The organism is Embleya sp. NPDC001921 (assembly GCF_053594475.1).
Map to the genome: position 1 here is coordinate 1 of NZ_JBSFEO010000097.1, position 15,025 is coordinate 15,025.

Consider the following 15,025-nt stretch of genomic DNA (forward strand, 5'->3'; position numbering starts at 1 on the left):
CCCTCACCCGGACGACCACAAAACATTCTCATCCAACCTGCAACACCCCAGCCCACACCACCACCCACACACCAACCAACCACCCCCCAGGCTCACGGAACCGGTCAACGACGAGGTGGAGCGCATCACGGGTAGCCCGGCCCGATCCTTCCGGGAGTGGGCGGTGGACCACGCGGCGGACTTCCACTGAGTGGGGATCCAGGCATAGGTTGAGGCGTTAAGTCGCTTGTCTGCCAGTGGTGTTCAGCACGATTCGCGCCATACATGCATCCTCCCATCCGTGAAGCTCCGGCCGTGGGTGTCTGTTTGCTCCGCTCATCGCACCCAGATGCCGTCTGGCTTGTCGATGTCACAGAATCTCCCAACCAGCCAAATACCCTCCTCGGTGCCGCTCTTCGTGTATGAGCCCTTCCGTGAGCCGGCGGAAGCCGTACCCCAGCGACCTGTCCGACGCCCGATGGGCGCTGATCGAGCCGACCTTGACGGCATGAAGAAAAGCCCGGCTCGATCGCAGACCCACCGGACAGCCGGCCAGAGTCGACCTCCGCGACGTGTTCAACGCGATTCTCTACGTGAACCGCACCGGAATTCCCTGGAAATACCTCCCACACGACTTTCCGACCCACGCCACGGTCTACGCCTACTACGCCGCCTGGCGCGACGAAGGAATCTTCACCCGGCTCAACCACGACCCGACCGCACCGGCCCGCGTCAAGGAGGGCCGCAAGCCCGAACCCACAGGCTCCGTCATCGACACCCAGAGCGTGAAGACCTCCACCAACGTGCCCGTGACCAGCCAGGGAACAGACGCCGCAAAGAAAATCGTGGGCCGGAAGCGGGGCATCATCACCGACACGATCGGCCCCATCCTCGCCGTGACCGTCACCGCCGCGGGCCTCTCCGAAAACACCCTGGGAATACGCCTCCTCGACCGGGCCAAGAAGACGTACCGACCATCGCCAAGAGCTGGGTGGACACCGGCTTCAAGAAAGCCGTCGTCGAGCACGGCGCCAAGCTCGGAATCGATGTCGAAGTCGTCCACAGAAACCCGGAAATTCGCGGCTTCCACGTCCTCAAAAGGCGCTGGGTAGTGGAGCGGAGTATCGGATGGATCATGATGCACCGACGCCTCGCCCGCGACTACGAGACCCTCACCACCGGCTCCGAAGCCACGATCCACGTCGCCTCGATCGACAACCTCGCCAAGCGCATCACGGACGAGACCACCCCAACCTGGCGAGGAACCTACTAGGGCATAAGGAGTAATTCGCCCACACTAAATGCTCTCTGAGTCCTTGCGGCTAATTTGGTTGACTGAGGTGATCTCGTTCGGTCGGCGAGAAGGTGATCAGCAGTCGATTCTTGGGGGGACAGGTGCTTCCGACTTGGGTGACGATGACCGTTGCTCTTGGCGCTTCTGCCCTGCTGGCGGCCGGCTGGAGACGGCTGCGGTATTGGCGCCGCTTCTCCACGCGTCGGCAGTCCGTCGTTGCCGTGGTCCTCGGTGTCTCCAGGCAGGAGCTGCGTCTTCGATTGGCAGTGGCCGGCAGCGGCGAAATCGAAACCGTTGTCTCGGTGGGGGAGACGGTGGCCGCGGACTGGGAGAGGCTGCTTGAGCTGGGTGGATCAAACCCAGAGGAACCGGACTTCGAAGATCCGTCGTGGGACCAGTTGCTTGTCTCCTACTCTCCCAGTGATTCGCCGCAGGTCATGACCTGCCAGCAGATCGAAGACGCCAGAATACAGCCGGTGGTGCTTGTGACCACGGGTTCACTGATCTTGGCCATTGCCCTCCTGAGCATGATCCCCGCAGTCCTTCTCTGCCTTCTGGGAGTGGCGGCGGGCGTTGTGGCCGCTGTGTTCGTTGCGGGAATCGGCCGGCGCCAGGGTCCGGTTCGTGGTGGCAGCTCGGGTGACTTCTTTCTTGGTTGCGGAGCAATGGTCATGGGAGTCACCGCTGTGACAGCGATCTGGTCCGGACTCACGTGGTAGGTGAGGGTGAACCGCCGTGAAGAAGTGAGCCCCGCCATCGCCCCTTCATGGACGGCGGCGGGGCCTCCTCGCGTCAGAATCGGTCCACAGTGCCCCTTCCGGTGGCACACGAGACCAGCGCCAGGCGCGCGGGCGAGATCCCGCGTCGCCCGTCCGACGGATACCAGTCCGCGAAGTCCTCGTCCGTGAACAACCCGGAGAGCCGGTCCCGCACCCACATCGCAGTGGTGCCACGCGGGTTGGAGGCCCGCGCAACTTCCAACGTCCGCACCGGGATCCCGGCCCCCGAATCGGAACCCATCGACATGGCCACTCCCCTCGCTGCGGCTCACCCCTTCCCGGCCAAGCAGCCCATGCGCGAACAGTCAGCCTGGCGAACGAAAGCGAATACCCGGCAAGATCACCAAAAGCATCCGGAATGTGACGCAGAGCCGATAAGACTGGCCGTTGACACGCCACCTCAGCGGTCGGTGAGGGACTGTCAAGAACTCGGCTCCGACCCGTAATCGGTGGTAGCGCCTTGTAGCGATCACTGGAGAAGGATTCGCTGGCGAAGCAGGAGGAACCCGGCTCGGTCGTGCATCTGCCTCATGATCCGCTTGGTTCGCGTGTTGACGCCTTCGGTGCGGCCGTTGTGGTAAGGGGTGGTGAGTCCGGCATCGACGGCGGCACGGTCGAGTTCAAGACCGTTCGCCAAGGAGTGCAGGCGGGGCAGGTCGACGGCGCGAACTGCCGTGATCCAGTCGGTGAGCTTTGCGTCGTTGCCCTCGACCGGGACCAGCAGCTGTGCGAACTCACCGGTCAGACGGGCGGGCTCGGATGTCACGGGGCAGGTCTTGGTGAGCTCCCGCAGCAGCGCGGCGTCCTTGTCGCGCAGGTTCTCGGGGCGGGTGAGGAGGAGGCGGGCGAAGCGTTGCGGGGTGGTGACGGGCTTGTCACCCTCGGCACGGCCCTGGGTGATGTAGCGGACCAGGAGGTTCGCGCTGCCGGTGTAGCCCAGTTCCTTGATTTCGCGCAGGAGGTGGGTGACAGGCACCGCGGGGTCCTCGGTCCGACGCCTGCGTAGGTGGTCGCGGTAGGGGTCGACGAGTGTGGGCTTGCAGCGGGGTGCGCGGCGGTCCCCGGTGGGCTCCTCCTTCAGTATCGCTTGACGGTGTTCAGGGCGACGTCGAGGCGGCGGGCGCATTCGAGCAGGCCGACGCCTTGGCCGAGCAGGCTGTGGACTCTCTGCCAACGCTCGCGGGTGGTTTGCTCGCGTATGCCCCCGGGACGGGCGGGGTTCACGGTGGTGGCCCAGCAGGCGGCATGGGCGCGGACCTCGGCCAGGACCTTGCCGCACGGGTTGCTCCACAGATGCCACCTGTCGCTGACCTGTACCGCTTCGGGGAGGGCTTGACGGATCGCCTCACCGTAGGAGCCGGAGCCGTCGCGGCAGACGTATTCGGCCCCGGGGTGCTCGCGCAGCCACGCGACCAGTGTCTGGGTGGTGCGGCCGGGGAGGACGTCGATTCGCTCGCCGGTCTCGGCGTCGATGATCACGGTGGCGTAGCGGTGCCGGCGCTTGAGGGCGAAGTCGTCGATACCGAGCACACGCGGGACGCGCGGCGGCGGCAGTGTCCTGCGCATGAGCATGCGCAGGGCGGTCGAGCGGGAGATCGCGCAAGCCAGCACGCGGGAGAGGCGGGCGCCCGCCCGGCCCGCCAACTCCGCGACCACGGAGCCGAGTTGGTCGGCCATACGATTGGTTCGACGCTGGTAGCGCTCGACGACGCCGGGAACCTGCTCGCGGAACGTCTGTTGCGGGCAGCCGAGCACCGGACGGACCAGGCGCCGGACCCGCACCGACGCCATGACCCGCCGCCCGTCCACCGGCACGTCCGCGACCACCCGTCCGTGAAAGCCGTGCACCCGCCTCGTCGGCTGCCCGCACGCCGGGCACGGCACCGGATCGTCCCGAGTTCGCGCAGATACCCGGATGACTTCGCCCTCGTCCGTCACGTCCTCGACGACGAGGGCCGACAGCCCCGAAAACACCACACCTACAAGCTCGTTGACATCACGCATGCCACACCAACGACACCCGTAACCCTTCGTTACCACCGATTACGGGCCAGAGCCTAAGCTTGATCTTTATCCTGTGCGTTCGTGGTGGGCGGTGAGGGTGGGCTCGCGTTTGACGGTCTTTCCCACGTCGTAGCGGGGTGCGGGTCGAAGGTTCCTGGAACCGGGAGGGCGTCCTGGGCCGGGTTTTCCGGGTTTGGGTGCGCCGGCGGGCTGGGCGAGGTTCGGGCGGATGTTCCTGAACCCGCGGCGGACGCGGGCCGGGGTCAGCCGTCCGGGTTCGGCGGGTTTCTCCCAGGGGCGACGCAGGTCCGCGGCGAGGGTTCGGGCGAGCCTGAGGTGGGTGTGGCAGGCGATGACGAGCCACGTCCAGCGGTCGGCTGCCTGAGGCGAACGAATCTTCGGGCGGGTCCATCCCAGGGTCTGCTTGAACAGGCGGAAGGTGTGTTCGAGGTCGAATCGGCGGAGGTAGGACCGCCAGTGGCGGTCGAGGTCGATCGACGTGCCGCCGGTTTTCGACGACCACAGCCAGACCGGCTTGGGGTCGCGGTCACCCGGCAGGCGGTCGACGCACAGACGCACCAACGTGCCGTCGACGACGGGAAGTTCGCCGTCGTGATCGAGCCAACTCGTGCGATGGGTCAGTCGTGGGTGCATCCGGTCCCAACCGTCGGCTCGGGCGGTGCCGTAGCGGGTGGTCTCGGTGACGGTCGTGTGGGTCGGAGCGGACCAGGTTTCGGGTCTGTCGAGCGCGAACACGGGTCCGTGCTTGGGCGGGCGGCCGTGGGTGCCCGGCAGACGGGGCGGTCTCGGGTGGAGCATCACCCGATCCGAGCGGATCCGGCCCACGACCTCGACGGGCAGGTCGGCCAACACGAACGCCAGGCGGGTGACGTCGTAGCCCGCGTCCATGACGACCACAATGTCCGGATCGCCCTCGTTCCAATGACCTGCCTCGGTCAACCTGCCCACCACGGAACGGAGTTGGTTCGCGGTCACCGCCGTTGCGTCGTGTGCGGGTCCCAGGCGGACGACGTCCAGGATCGCGGTCCAGGAGGTGCGCCCGGATTCCAACGCGGCGACGAACGAGTACGGCCAACCCGGGATCAACTCGGACTTGCTTTTTGCGCGGCCGTGGACGTGGCAGAACAGGCGTTCCGCGCTGGTCGGGGCATCCGAGCGCAGCCACGGGCTGACGTCGACGGCGAGCACGATCCGGCCGTCCGCGCATCCGGGCAGCGGCAGGCCCGCCAGGACGGTCCGCAGGCGTTCCTCGTCGATCCGGCCGCTGTTCGACCCGTCGTGGAGGGCGCCGTGGCCGCGTCGGTGTTCGGGTGTGAGGGTGAGGTCGACCAGGGACGTCACGGCACCATCGGCGCACGAGAGCGCGTCGGTCGGTTCGAACAGCGCGTCCGCGCGAGTGGTGAGGCAGTCGTGGAAGTCCGTCCTGAAGCGGGACAACACGTTCAGGGACTCGACGCGGGCGGGATCCTGCACAAGACTCGTCACAGCGGCCGTTCCTGTTTGCTTCGTTACCAGACATTTCGAAGCTTCCAGGGCGGCCGCGCTTCTGTCCGGCGAACGCACAAACCCCGGCAGGAACGACCCTTCCGGGGATAAAGAACAAGCTTAGCGCAGGCCTTGGAAGGCGTAGAGCATGCCGACCCCTGCGGCGACGGCGCCCAGCAGGTGGCGCAGGGGGGTTTCGGGCAGGCGGGGTTGGAGGGCGGCGCCGAGGTATCCGCCGGCCAGTCCGCCCAGTCCGCAGGCCAGGCCGGTCGGCCAGTCGGGGGCGACGTCGCCGGTCGCGGTGAGGGAGAGCAGCGCGAACGTCGCGGCGCCGACCACCGAGGTGACGAAGGTGGAGGCCAGTGCCGCGGGTGCGACCGTGGCGACGGGCATGCCGCGTCCGACCAGGATCGGGCCGAGCAGGGAGCCGCCGCCGATCCCGTAGATCCCGCCGACGACGCCGACCGCCGCAGCCGGCCTTCCGGTGGCGCGGGGTGAGGGCTGCGCCCCGGTGCTGCGGCCGGGCGCCGGACCACGCAGGGTTCGGGCGCAGAGCCACAGGCCGAGGGGCAGCAGCAGGGCGGCGATGAAGAGGCGGAAGACCCGCGGGCCCGGGACGGCGAAGACCCGGATGACGGCTCCGACCACCACGCCCGGCACGGTTCCCGTGATCAGCAGGCGTGTCAGCGGTCCGCCCAGCCGGCCGGTCCTGCGGTGCCGCCAGAGCGCGCCGGGGCCGGCCACGACGTTGAAGTGCAGATTCGTCGGCGTCACCGCCGGGCTCGGCACCCCCAGGATGCCGACCTGCACGGGCAGCAGGAACACCGCGCCGGAGACACCCACTGGCGCCGTGGCCACCGATATCAGCAGGCCGGCGGCGAACCCGGGTGCCACCGTCGACCAATCCACCGCGCAGGCTCCCCGAATAGATCTCCGCGCCAGTATCGCCAGGCCCCGGAAGAGCAGACCTCCGGGGTGTCTCCCTTTCTCGTGAACATCGACCTTCACGCGATCGAGGCGCCTCCCGAACCCGTGAACAGCCGCCGTCGGAACGGAACTCGTGGCCAAGCCATGGCATCAAGCGTGGAGGTCATCGAGGCCGTCGCGAACCGCTCGCGGTCCGCGACCAACCATTCCGGCAACACGATCACCTCGCTCGTGCGACCGAGCCGCGTGGCCCGGACATCGCAGAGCCGCCTCCACTGCCGGAGAAAGGGCGCCTCGTTCCGTCGGAATCCCGTCCGCGGGGCCGGCTGCGGCCTCGTGCTCGACGCTTTCCCAGAGCCGGACGGGCACCCCTTCGCACGCGTGAGGCTCGGATCACCACCGACTCGCCGTCGGTCACGGCACTTCGGCGGTCAGGGCACCACGGGTGTGCGCGCGCCGTCGAGGAACGCGGCGAGCCCGGTGCCGAAGTCCATGGAGGAGGGGACGAACAGGGCCGTCTTGTCGGGGGCGACGTAGACCTTGCCGCCGCCGCGGGCGCGGTGGACGACGCACACTCCCGCGCCATTCGCCAGCTCGATGACATTCGTTGGCACGCCGTGAGCAATTTTGCCGAGGAGTGCTTCGCCGACCTCGGCGAGTCCGTTCTTGTCGGTCGATTGCATACCCACCACTCAGCTCCCTTCGATGCCACGGGCGGCGAGGAGTTCGCACTTGCCCGGTGCAGCCGGTCCACGGCAGTGACTCGCCTGAGATTGGGGAGCAGAGCGAGGTCGTCCAGCGAGCGCACGTCGAAGATATCGTCCTCGCCATCCCAGGCCGGCGCACAATGCCGGCAGATCTGCGGTCCGGCATCGAAGCACAGTTCCTCGACACCGGCCAGAAGCTCGTCGCTGATCTCGAGCCCCTCGGGACAGGCGCTTGACTCCCCGAGGACGTCTTCCTCCAACTCGTTCTCGAGGACATACACCGACCGGATATCGATTCTCCCGTGGCCGCATGCGTTCACCGTGAAGGACGGAGTGATGACCCCTGCCGGGGAGTATCAAGGGACTCCTGATACTCCCCCTGCCGGTACACGAGCTCGTCGATGACGATCAGCTGGAAGTTGACGTCGCGGGATTCCGCCATGGAGGAGGGGTGTCAGGGCCTCTCGGAGGCTGCGGACGGCGGCCCGTGGGCGATGAGGGTCTGCCATCGGTGGCCGGCCTGCTCCATCGGCGGCTCCCCGGGCCCGCCGTGCCCGGGCACCTCCGGCACGTCGTTTGGCGCGGAGGACCCTCGAACAGCCCGGTCGGCCGGTCAGCGCGCAGAGGTCGTCGGGCCTGCCCGTCGGATGGCGTGGAAAGTCGGGTTTCGGCGCGGTGTCGGGGAACGCGGCGGGTGGTGTGTTCGATGAGAGTCTCGAGTTCGGGGTGTGGCCGGGTCGGCGGTGGCGGCCGGTTGCGATGTCGTCGAGGAGTTCGTCGGGGCTGACGGTGGGGCCGACGCGTCCGGTGGTGGCGGGGGTTTCCCCGGGTGAAGGCCCAGCGGATCGCGGCGCCGAGGCTGTAGGTCTCGGCTTCCTCGGTCAGGTCGACGTGGGTATCCGGTGGGGTGTCGGCGAGGACGCGGGCGATCTCGGGGGCGGTGGCGTGGTCCATGCCGCCCGGTAGGGCAAGGGCAGCGGGAGCAGGTCCCGGTGGTGGGCGCGGTCCCAATCGATGGAGACGACCTCGTCGTTCGCGGTGACGAGGGTTTTGAACGGTGTGACGTCGCCGTGGCGCCATCCGACGGCGTGCAGGCGGCGCGGTTCGGCGAACGCGGTGTTGGCGATGTCGAGCAGTCGTCCTGCGTGGTCTGCCGGGAGGTGGCCTCCGCGGGCGGGGGCGAACACCTGCCACAGGGTGTGTCCGGGGAGCCATCCGATCGCGTTCCACACGCCGTTCCCGCTTTGTCCGTGCGCGCCGTCGACGGGGTACAGCCCGCCCAGTGGAGGAGTCCGACGGCGTCCGCCTCGTGCAGGAACCGGCCGGCCGGGTCGCTCGGCGGGGACGGCGGTCTTGATCTTCCACTGGCCGGCGCGCCACGCGTTGTCGTGGTCCTCGGTCAACGGGCGCGGTCGGTCCCGGACACCGAGATGGTGGAGGGCGTCGGCCAGCAGCGGGTCGACGTCGGCAACGGTGATCCCCGCCCTCGTGGCGATGCGCACCCCGGCGATCCGAGAGATCGACGCCGAATGGTGAACCGCCGCCCCGGGTCGCGCCGGGCGCAACGTGCGGGCCGCAGGCCGTCGCCGTGATCGTGTGACCCGGGTCACGCAACGGCGGCGGGTCGGGAGGACAAGCACCAGCGTGGACTATTCGATGCACGCGAAACTGCGAGCCGGTGATCCGGCGGCCTTCCGACAGTTGTTCACCGAGCACGCGCGAGTTGTCTACGCTCACGCCTTTCGCGTCACCGGCGACTGGGCCGCGGCCGAGGACATCGTGTCGTTGACCTTCCTGGAGGCCTGGCGGCTGCGGGAGCGATTGCGCGACGAGGGATCCGGCCCCAGGCCGTGGTTGATGGGGATCGCGATCAACGTCCTGCGCAACCGCGGCCGCGCCACCCGCCGGCACCGCGAGGCGATGGCCAGGTTGCCGGCCAAGGACGACGTCCCCGACTTCGCCGACGAACTCGTCGGCCGCATGGCCGACGCGCAGCGCCTGGCCGCCGCCAAGACGGCCCTGGGCAAGCTGCGACGCATCGACCGCGAGGTGTTCATGCTGTGCGTCTGGTCCGGCCTGACCTCCGCCGAGGCGGCCCGGGCCCTGGACGTGGCGGAGGGAACGGTCCGCGCCCGGCTCTCCCGCGCCCGGGTCCGGATGCGCAAGCTCGCCGCCGCCGAACTGCTCGCGCTGTCCCCACCGGCTCCGGAAAACCCGCAACGTTCTCCCCGCCCGGGACAACAACAGGGCAGCCGCATCGCCGCGGTCGGGCCCGTGAGAAAGGAAAGCCGATGAACCGCGAAGTACCCCGGCGCCCCGAGCAAAACGCCGACGACGCCGACCTCTTCGAGGCAGCCGGCGACCCCGTCCTGTCCGCGGGCAGCCACCGACTTCTCGAAGGACACCTGATGAGCGAGATCGACGCGATGGCACGCCCGCAGGGCGCGCCGGACCCCCACCCCGCGCCCCGTCCGCGCCGTAATCCCTACCGCCGCCTGGCGTGGATCGCCGTACCGGTCACCGCGCTCGCGGTCGCCGCGACCATCGCGCTGAACCCCCTGGGCGGCGACGACGATTCCGCCACTCGGGCAACCCCGGACGGCAAGTCGCCGCTCACGGTGATCAAGGTCGTCCCCGGCAGCACCAAGGATCTGGCCGCGGTGGTCGACCGGATCTCGTTCGCCGCCGGCGCGTCCGCGCAGACGCCCGGGCCGGACCAGTACCTCTACACCGAGACCCGCTCCGCCCACGCCATAATCGACGGCGACAACACCCGCGTCGACGAGCCGAGCACCCGCCGGTCCTGGGCCTCCCCGGACGGCAGCCGGACGTGGACCATCAACGGCACCCGGCAGGCTGCGGAACCGCCGATCCCCGTCCCCCACATGGGCGCGCCCACCTACAACTTCCTCGCCTCCCTGCCCCGCGACCCCGACGCCCTCCTCGCCCGAATCCACGCGGACACCGAAGGCCAGGGCAACGGCGTCGACGCCCAGGCGTTCAAGACGATCGGCGACCTGATCCGTAACCAGGTGCTGCCGCCGGGCCTGGCCGACGTGCTGTACCGCACCGCGGCCCGGATCCCCGGCGTGGTCGTGGTGCCCGAGTCCACCGACGCCATCGGCCGTACCGGCATCGCCCTGGCCCGCACCGACGAGGTCGCCGGTGACCGAACGGAGTGGATCTTCGACCGCAACACCTACGAGTTCCTGGGCGAACGCACGGTGTTGATCCGCCCCCTCGAGAAACTCCCCGCCGGCACGGTCACCGGCCACAGCGCAGCCCTCAAGCGCAGCATCGTCGACACCATCCCCACCGCACCGACCACGCCCACCACCTGACCGACGCCCACCACCTCACGGCCGTGCCCCGACGCTCCCCGCGCCGGGGCACGGCCGTCGTTTCCGCCGCCGGCAGGTCGATCGGCTACGCGTCGGGCGCGGTCACCGTCGAGGCCGCGTGAGCGGCGAGTGCGTCGGTCACCGCCGCCAGGTCGAAGTAGTCGCGCCACGCGCGGATTTCGCCGTCCTCGACCTCGAACACCCCGGTCACCAGGATGTCCGACGTGCCGCCGTCGGCGAACGTGAACGTGTCCGTGCGCTCGTTGAGCACGACGTTCCCGTTCACCGCTTGGTGATGCACCGTGAAGTGCGCTCCCGAATAGGGCTCGACGAAGGCCGCGATGAAGTCGCGGATCGCCGCCCGCCCGGTGACCGGCATGATCGGGATGTTGTGATACACCGCGTCCTCGGCGAAATACCCGGCCAGTTCGTCGGCGTCCAACCGCGACCACGCCTCGATGAGGCGAACGACCAAAGCCTCGGCATCCATCCGAAACCACTCTCCTCGGTGATCCTGCGGCCCTGCGGTCCCGCGGCCCGCACCGCGGCGACCGTAACCCCCGGCCGCAGCGGACACCAGAGCCGCCGATTGCCCGTGAGCAGGGTGGAAGGGATGCTCGAATGCACGCCGCATACACACCCGGGTCAAGCTCCGGGATGCCCGCCGCGGGGCCGGGTCGCGCGTGGGGGTGGACCGACGCGTTGCGACGATCGCGTGGACGAGCTCTGCGCCCCTGGCCGGTTCATCGCGAATCCACTGGACCGGCTCGAGGACCGTCTGCCGCCGCCTGCCCCGGTGGACCCGAACACCACGGGCACGACGCCAATGGCCTGCCCGTGCGTTGTCGCTCTTCGGGTCAGTGCTCGGAGCAGGGATGCCGAGTAGTCGAAATGCACCTCGCCCGCCGCAGACGGGACACCAAGTACTCGTTGAGGCGCACCTCGACGCCTACCGAGGCGTCGGTGTTCCACGGTGGCGATCAATGTGGTCCGTATCGGATGCGTCGAGCAACGCCCGGCCGAGTGGCGTGAGTACGTGCAGGACCGCGCTGCCCCGGCGAGTGGTCGTCAGCAGTCCTGCGTCGCGCAGGACTCGGGCGTGTTCACTGGCACCGGCCATGGAGATCCGGGCGAGCTCGGCGAGTCGAGTCGTCGTACAGCTGCCGTCGCCGATCGTTTCGAGGGTGCGGGCGCGGGTCCGGCCGACGAGGCGCTCCAAGGCATTGCCCGTGGTCGGTTCGGGGGCGCCGAGCAGCCTGGTCGCCTCCCCCGGAGTGCGGATGAGAGGGACGAAGAGGACCTTCCCGCTGTCGTCGTCGACCGAACTGGATTAGGGGATGGGCCCGGTCTGGCAGAACACTGACGGAACGAGTGTGATCCCGCCGCCGGCAAGCTTGACGTCATGTGGTGCTCCGCTACCGATCTCCAGGATCGGCGGTCGCCACCGGAAGCCGGGTGAGAGCCCGGCGAGCATGGCTTCGACCCCCCGGGTGGCCAGGGTGTGCGAGTGGGTGACGTGCTCGGCCTCGAGCCTGGCGTGGATCCGGCGCCGATGCGGGGCAACCGCCTGGTGATGGAACTCCGCGAGAAAACGCACCAGTTCACGGCGATCGGCTCGGTCGTGGGCGGGATCCGCGAGTGGCGGCCGAGTCGGCGTGGGTGTGCGGCCGCCGCGACGAGCCTGATTTCGCTCCCGTAACTCGGCCGCCCCGTTCAGCTCCCTTCTCATGTGTTCGGGCCGGGCCCCGGACTCGAGGCCCTGCTCAAGGGAGGGGGCGGGCCCGACGAGGGTGAACAGGTCCAGGATCCCGTCGTCGAACAGGGCCATGGCCGGGTGGGGTTCAACCGCGCGGTGCATCCGATCTCGCCAGTTCTCGAGCGCCGGCAGACGACCGCGCCGGCGGAGCGTCATCAGGCCGAAGAACGTCTCGGCCAACGGGCCCCAGCCGGCCTCCATGCGGGTCCTGGCCAGGTCTTCGGCGGTGAAGTGGACGCGAAGCACCGATGCCTCTTCTCTCGACGTGTGCGGAGTTCGGCGGAGCCCGAAAGGGGGCGCTCGTCTCGATGATCGCTCGTCAGGATGGTGGGCGTCGCCGGTCTCGGCGATGTGCAGTCGCACTCCGCCCGGCCGTCGTCGGATCCGGTGCCGTGGTGCGCAATCGCGGAAGGATGAGGAACATGCAGCTCAGGACGAGGATCATCGGTTGTGCGGTGAGCACGGCGATCGCCTCCGGTCTGGCGGTCACATTCGCCGAACCTGCGGCAGCAAGCAGTTGCTGGCAGGGCAGCCGGGGGAAGGTCTGCCTGAACGGCTTCACAAAGGGGGACTGGAACGGGCGGGACAGCTTCATGGGGGTGGCCAATGGCTACAACTACGGTGTGAAGTTCACCGTGCGGTTCACCGACGGGCGCGTGGACCGTACCTGCATCGGCTCCGGTCGGACGGCCTGGTTCGACCGGTCTACGGCCAGCGTGTCCCTGAGCACCGTTCCCGGACAGGGCGGATTGCCCTGGCCGTGCTAGAGGAGCAGGTCGGTCTCGCACCGATGAAACAAGTACGCCCGGTGCGTGGGCACGCCTGTTCACGGTGGTCGTGAAGGCCGAGCCGAGTTCCGAAGGAGACCCTCGCGTGTTCCGCACGCAGGGGTCTTTGCACAACGACGAGGCAGAGGCGACTTCCCGCTCCTCGAAGGGGTGTTGACGCGGTCGTGCACCCGGAATCGGTGCACGCCGGGATCGCCGGGAGTGTGGATCGGAGAAATGGCAGCCGCGTCCGGGGCCGCGGACCATGACAACCGTCAAGTCCGCCGCACCAATTGGGGACACGACTATTCCTCCGGGATCAGCGCGGCGGTCGGGCCGAACAGTCCACGAGGGCCGTACGGCGAGGGCTCGGCTCGCACGGGCAGTACATGCGCCAAGCGTCGTCGGCGTGGCGGTCGAGGGCTGGTGCCTGCTGCTGATCGTTCACATCACGCGGGGGGACGATCCGCGGGCGTGAGACCGTGCCGCGTCTTGAAGACGTGCGCGTTCTACACGAGACGCCCGTAACCCGTCTCCTCGGCTCGGGCAGGGCATGTCGAACCACCTCGAACGAAAAGGGCCCTCGCACGCGCGAAAGCGCATGCGAGGGCCCGCTCTCCGCCGAGTCGTCCACCACGGTGCTCATGCGGTCACGGGGTTTCCGGGCGTGGGGGCTGAGCTTGATCCATGACTTTTCCTTCCTCGTACGTGCTGTGGGCTGCGTTGTCAGTGTTGGCAGAAGCCGAGTGGGTCGTGTCGACCGCCTGGCTGGGTGAATTTCGATCAGGCATCGGGTGAGCCGGCCATCGCATGCGGCTTGCGGGGACGCCATGCCTCGGTGGCGCCGAGTCGGTGGCCGGCTTCCTTGGGCGATCCGGGGGGCTCCGGAGAGTTCGAGCGATCGGCGAGATGGGCTTGCATCCGGTACCTGGGTACGCGTTTACCGTCGGATCACGACCCCGACCGAGATGCGCCGGGGAAGGCCGAAGGTGATGGGAGTGGCGTGGTGACCTGGATACCGCCGAGCCCTACCCTGCCGACCGAGGAGCAACCGCTGCGCGTTGCGGAGTTCGGCGCGCCGTTCGCCGAGACCCTGGTCGGCGTCGAGTGGCCGGAGCCGACCCGGGCCCGTCTTGTCCTCGACGTCGGCGTAGAGGCCCGCGCGGGATCTGGCCGAGCGGGAGAGCGGCTGCTGCTCGTTCTGGACGTGAGCGTTCCCGCCGGGCGGGTCGCGGTCCTGGACGCCCTGCTCTCGCGGGCGGTCGAGGCTGCGGGGATCGCCGGGCCGGCGACGCCGTGAGCGGGAGGACCCGCGTGGGTCTACGTTCCGGGCAGCTCGCGGACGCCGCGGGGGTGAACGCGCAGACGCTGCGCTACTACGAGCGTTGGGGTCGGCTCGCCGAGCTGGACCGCCCGCTGGGCGGGCACCGCGTGTATCCGCCGGAGTCGGTCGTGTTGTTTCGGGTGATCAAGGCCGCGCAACGGCGGGTTCACCCTGGACGAGGTCGCAGATCTTCTGAAGACCGGCCGCCACCATCACGATCCCGAGCGCGCGGGCGGTCTGCAACGGCGTGCGGCGGCCAAGCTCGCCGAGATCGCCGAGCGGATCGCCGACGGCCGGGACATGTGGTGCCTTGCCCTCATGGTCAGTGTTCACGGTGTTCGCAGCGGCCCGGGGAACCCCTGGTGCGGGTGCCCCGGACTCACAGTTCACCGCGTCGTACACCGGCTGGGAGAGGTCAAGGGGCGGACACTTCGCGGACATCGCTCGGACATTCCCTCTCTCGGCCGCGAAGGCGATCAGGGGAAATCGGACCGCGACTCCTTGTTCGCGATAACCGCCGTGACAACGTGGCCCCACCCAAGGTTTGGCAGCGGGCTTTCTCCACTTCGGGGGTGACGGCCCGGAGACGCTGCATGTTTCGTCGGCGGAACACGGAAGCGATCGAGTGCTTCTCAGTCCCT

General features: G+C 68.8%; 13 protein-coding genes and 5 pseudogenes. 9 read left to right on the forward strand and 9 right to left on the reverse strand.

Annotation, left to right across the window (positions count from 1 at the left end; all coding sequences use genetic code 11):
* The 3 genes and pseudogenes from ACWCPW_RS50350 to ACWCPW_RS50360 all read left to right on the forward strand — a co-directional run.
* Positions 1-190: pseudogene (locus ACWCPW_RS50350) on the forward strand (hypothetical protein); the annotation flags it as partial.
* 223 nt (positions 191-413) lie between these two features.
* Positions 414-1,252 (forward strand): annotated as a pseudogene (locus ACWCPW_RS50355) (IS5 family transposase).
* A gap of 137 nt (positions 1,253-1,389) precedes the next feature.
* Entirely contained in the window at positions 1,390-1,992 is a 603-nt protein-coding gene (locus ACWCPW_RS50360) for a hypothetical protein (protein WP_449768400.1), read from the forward strand.
* Between the two features lie 73 nt (positions 1,993-2,065).
* Here the strand turns inward: ACWCPW_RS50360 and ACWCPW_RS50365 are convergent, their stop codons facing one another.
* The 7 genes and pseudogenes from ACWCPW_RS50365 to ACWCPW_RS50395 form a co-directional block, all read right to left on the reverse strand.
* Positions 2,066-2,299 carry a hypothetical protein gene (locus ACWCPW_RS50365; RefSeq protein WP_449768401.1) on the reverse strand — a complete coding sequence of 78 codons (234 nt, stop codon included), beginning with the start codon at positions 2,297-2,299 and terminating at the stop codon, positions 2,066-2,068.
* A 222-nt stretch (positions 2,300-2,521) separates the two neighbouring features.
* Positions 2,522-4,056 (reverse strand): annotated as a pseudogene (locus ACWCPW_RS50370) (ISL3 family transposase).
* Between the two features lie 66 nt (positions 4,057-4,122).
* Complete coding sequence (locus tag ACWCPW_RS50375; protein ID WP_449768402.1) at positions 4,123-5,562, reverse strand: NF041680 family putative transposase; 1,440 nt, start codon at positions 5,560-5,562, stop codon at positions 4,123-4,125.
* Positions 5,563-5,682: 120 nt separating this feature from the next.
* Positions 5,683-6,471 (reverse strand): TSUP family transporter, encoded by a 789-nt coding sequence (locus ACWCPW_RS50380; RefSeq protein ID WP_449768403.1) that lies wholly within the window; start codon positions 6,469-6,471, stop codon positions 5,683-5,685.
* 449 nt (positions 6,472-6,920) lie between these two features.
* Positions 6,921-7,172: a hypothetical protein gene (locus ACWCPW_RS50385; protein WP_449768404.1), complete on the reverse strand. Its 252-nt coding sequence runs from the start codon at positions 7,170-7,172 to the stop codon at positions 6,921-6,923.
* Positions 7,173-7,282: 110 nt separating this feature from the next.
* Positions 7,283-7,516, reverse strand: a pseudogene (locus tag ACWCPW_RS50390) (DUF6892 domain-containing protein); the annotation flags it as partial.
* Between the two features lie 561 nt (positions 7,517-8,077).
* Positions 8,078-8,698, reverse strand: a complete 621-nt coding sequence (locus ACWCPW_RS50395; RefSeq protein ID WP_449768405.1) for a hypothetical protein — start codon at positions 8,696-8,698, stop codon at positions 8,078-8,080.
* Positions 8,699-8,840: 142 nt separating this feature from the next.
* Here ACWCPW_RS50395 and ACWCPW_RS50400 point away from each other — a divergent pair, with 142 nt between their 5' ends.
* Both ACWCPW_RS50400 and ACWCPW_RS50405 read left to right on the forward strand, forming a co-directional pair.
* Positions 8,841-9,491, forward strand: a complete 651-nt coding sequence (locus ACWCPW_RS50400; RefSeq protein ID WP_395871155.1) for an RNA polymerase sigma factor — start codon at positions 8,841-8,843, stop codon at positions 9,489-9,491.
* A complete protein-coding gene (locus ACWCPW_RS50405; protein WP_449768406.1) occupies positions 9,488-10,537 on the forward strand; it encodes a CU044_5270 family protein in 1,050 nt (349 codons plus the stop codon). The genes ACWCPW_RS50400 and ACWCPW_RS50405 overlap by 4 nt, the downstream gene beginning before the upstream one ends.
* An 85-nt stretch (positions 10,538-10,622) precedes the next feature.
* Here ACWCPW_RS50405 and ACWCPW_RS50410 read toward each other — a convergent pair whose 3' ends face one another.
* Together ACWCPW_RS50410 and ACWCPW_RS50415 are read right to left on the reverse strand one after the other, a co-directional pair.
* On the reverse strand, positions 10,623-11,027 hold the full coding sequence (locus tag ACWCPW_RS50410) for an SgcJ/EcaC family oxidoreductase (protein WP_449768407.1): 405 nt from the start codon (positions 11,025-11,027) through the stop codon (positions 10,623-10,625).
* Between the two features lie 840 nt (positions 11,028-11,867).
* Entirely contained in the window at positions 11,868-12,539 is a 672-nt protein-coding gene (locus ACWCPW_RS50415) for a hypothetical protein (RefSeq protein ID WP_449768408.1), read from the reverse strand.
* A 176-nt stretch (positions 12,540-12,715) separates the two neighbouring features.
* On the opposite strand from ACWCPW_RS50415, the gene ACWCPW_RS50420 reads away from it, so the two are divergent.
* The 4 genes and pseudogenes from ACWCPW_RS50420 (at position 12,716) to ACWCPW_RS50435 (ending at position 14,960) form a co-directional block, all read left to right on the forward strand.
* Positions 12,716-13,060 carry a hypothetical protein gene (locus ACWCPW_RS50420; RefSeq protein WP_449768409.1) on the forward strand — a complete coding sequence of 115 codons (345 nt, stop codon included), beginning with the start codon at positions 12,716-12,718 and terminating at the stop codon, positions 13,058-13,060.
* A 1,006-nt stretch (positions 13,061-14,066) separates the two neighbouring features.
* A complete protein-coding gene (locus ACWCPW_RS50425; protein ID WP_449768410.1) occupies positions 14,067-14,360 on the forward strand; it encodes a hypothetical protein in 294 nt (97 codons plus the stop codon).
* 53 nt (positions 14,361-14,413) lie between these two features.
* Positions 14,414-14,482: pseudogene (locus ACWCPW_RS50430) on the forward strand (hypothetical protein); the annotation flags it as partial.
* Positions 14,483-14,576: 94 nt separating this feature from the next.
* Positions 14,577-14,960: a hypothetical protein gene (locus ACWCPW_RS50435; RefSeq protein ID WP_449768411.1), complete on the forward strand. Its 384-nt coding sequence runs from the start codon at positions 14,577-14,579 to the stop codon at positions 14,958-14,960.
* Positions 14,961-15,025: the final 65 nt, after the last annotated feature.

Bases quoted from the DNA above. Each gene is read 5' to 3' on its own strand.
- ACWCPW_RS50365 (WP_449768401.1), bottom strand. From the start codon at position 2,299: ATGTCGATGGGTTCCGATTCGGGGGCCGGGATCCCGGTGCGGACGTTG.
- ACWCPW_RS50385 (WP_449768404.1), bottom strand. From the start codon at position 7,172: ATGCAATCGACCGACAAGAACGGACTCGCCGAGGTCGGCGAAGCACTC.
- ACWCPW_RS50405 (WP_449768406.1), top strand. From the start codon at position 9,488: ATGAACCGCGAAGTACCCCGGCGCCCCGAGCAAAACGCCGACGACGCC.
- ACWCPW_RS50410 (WP_449768407.1), bottom strand. From the start codon at position 11,027: ATGGATGCCGAGGCTTTGGTCGTTCGCCTCATCGAGGCGTGGTCGCGG.
- ACWCPW_RS50420 (WP_449768409.1), top strand. From the start codon at position 12,716: ATGCAGCTCAGGACGAGGATCATCGGTTGTGCGGTGAGCACGGCGATC.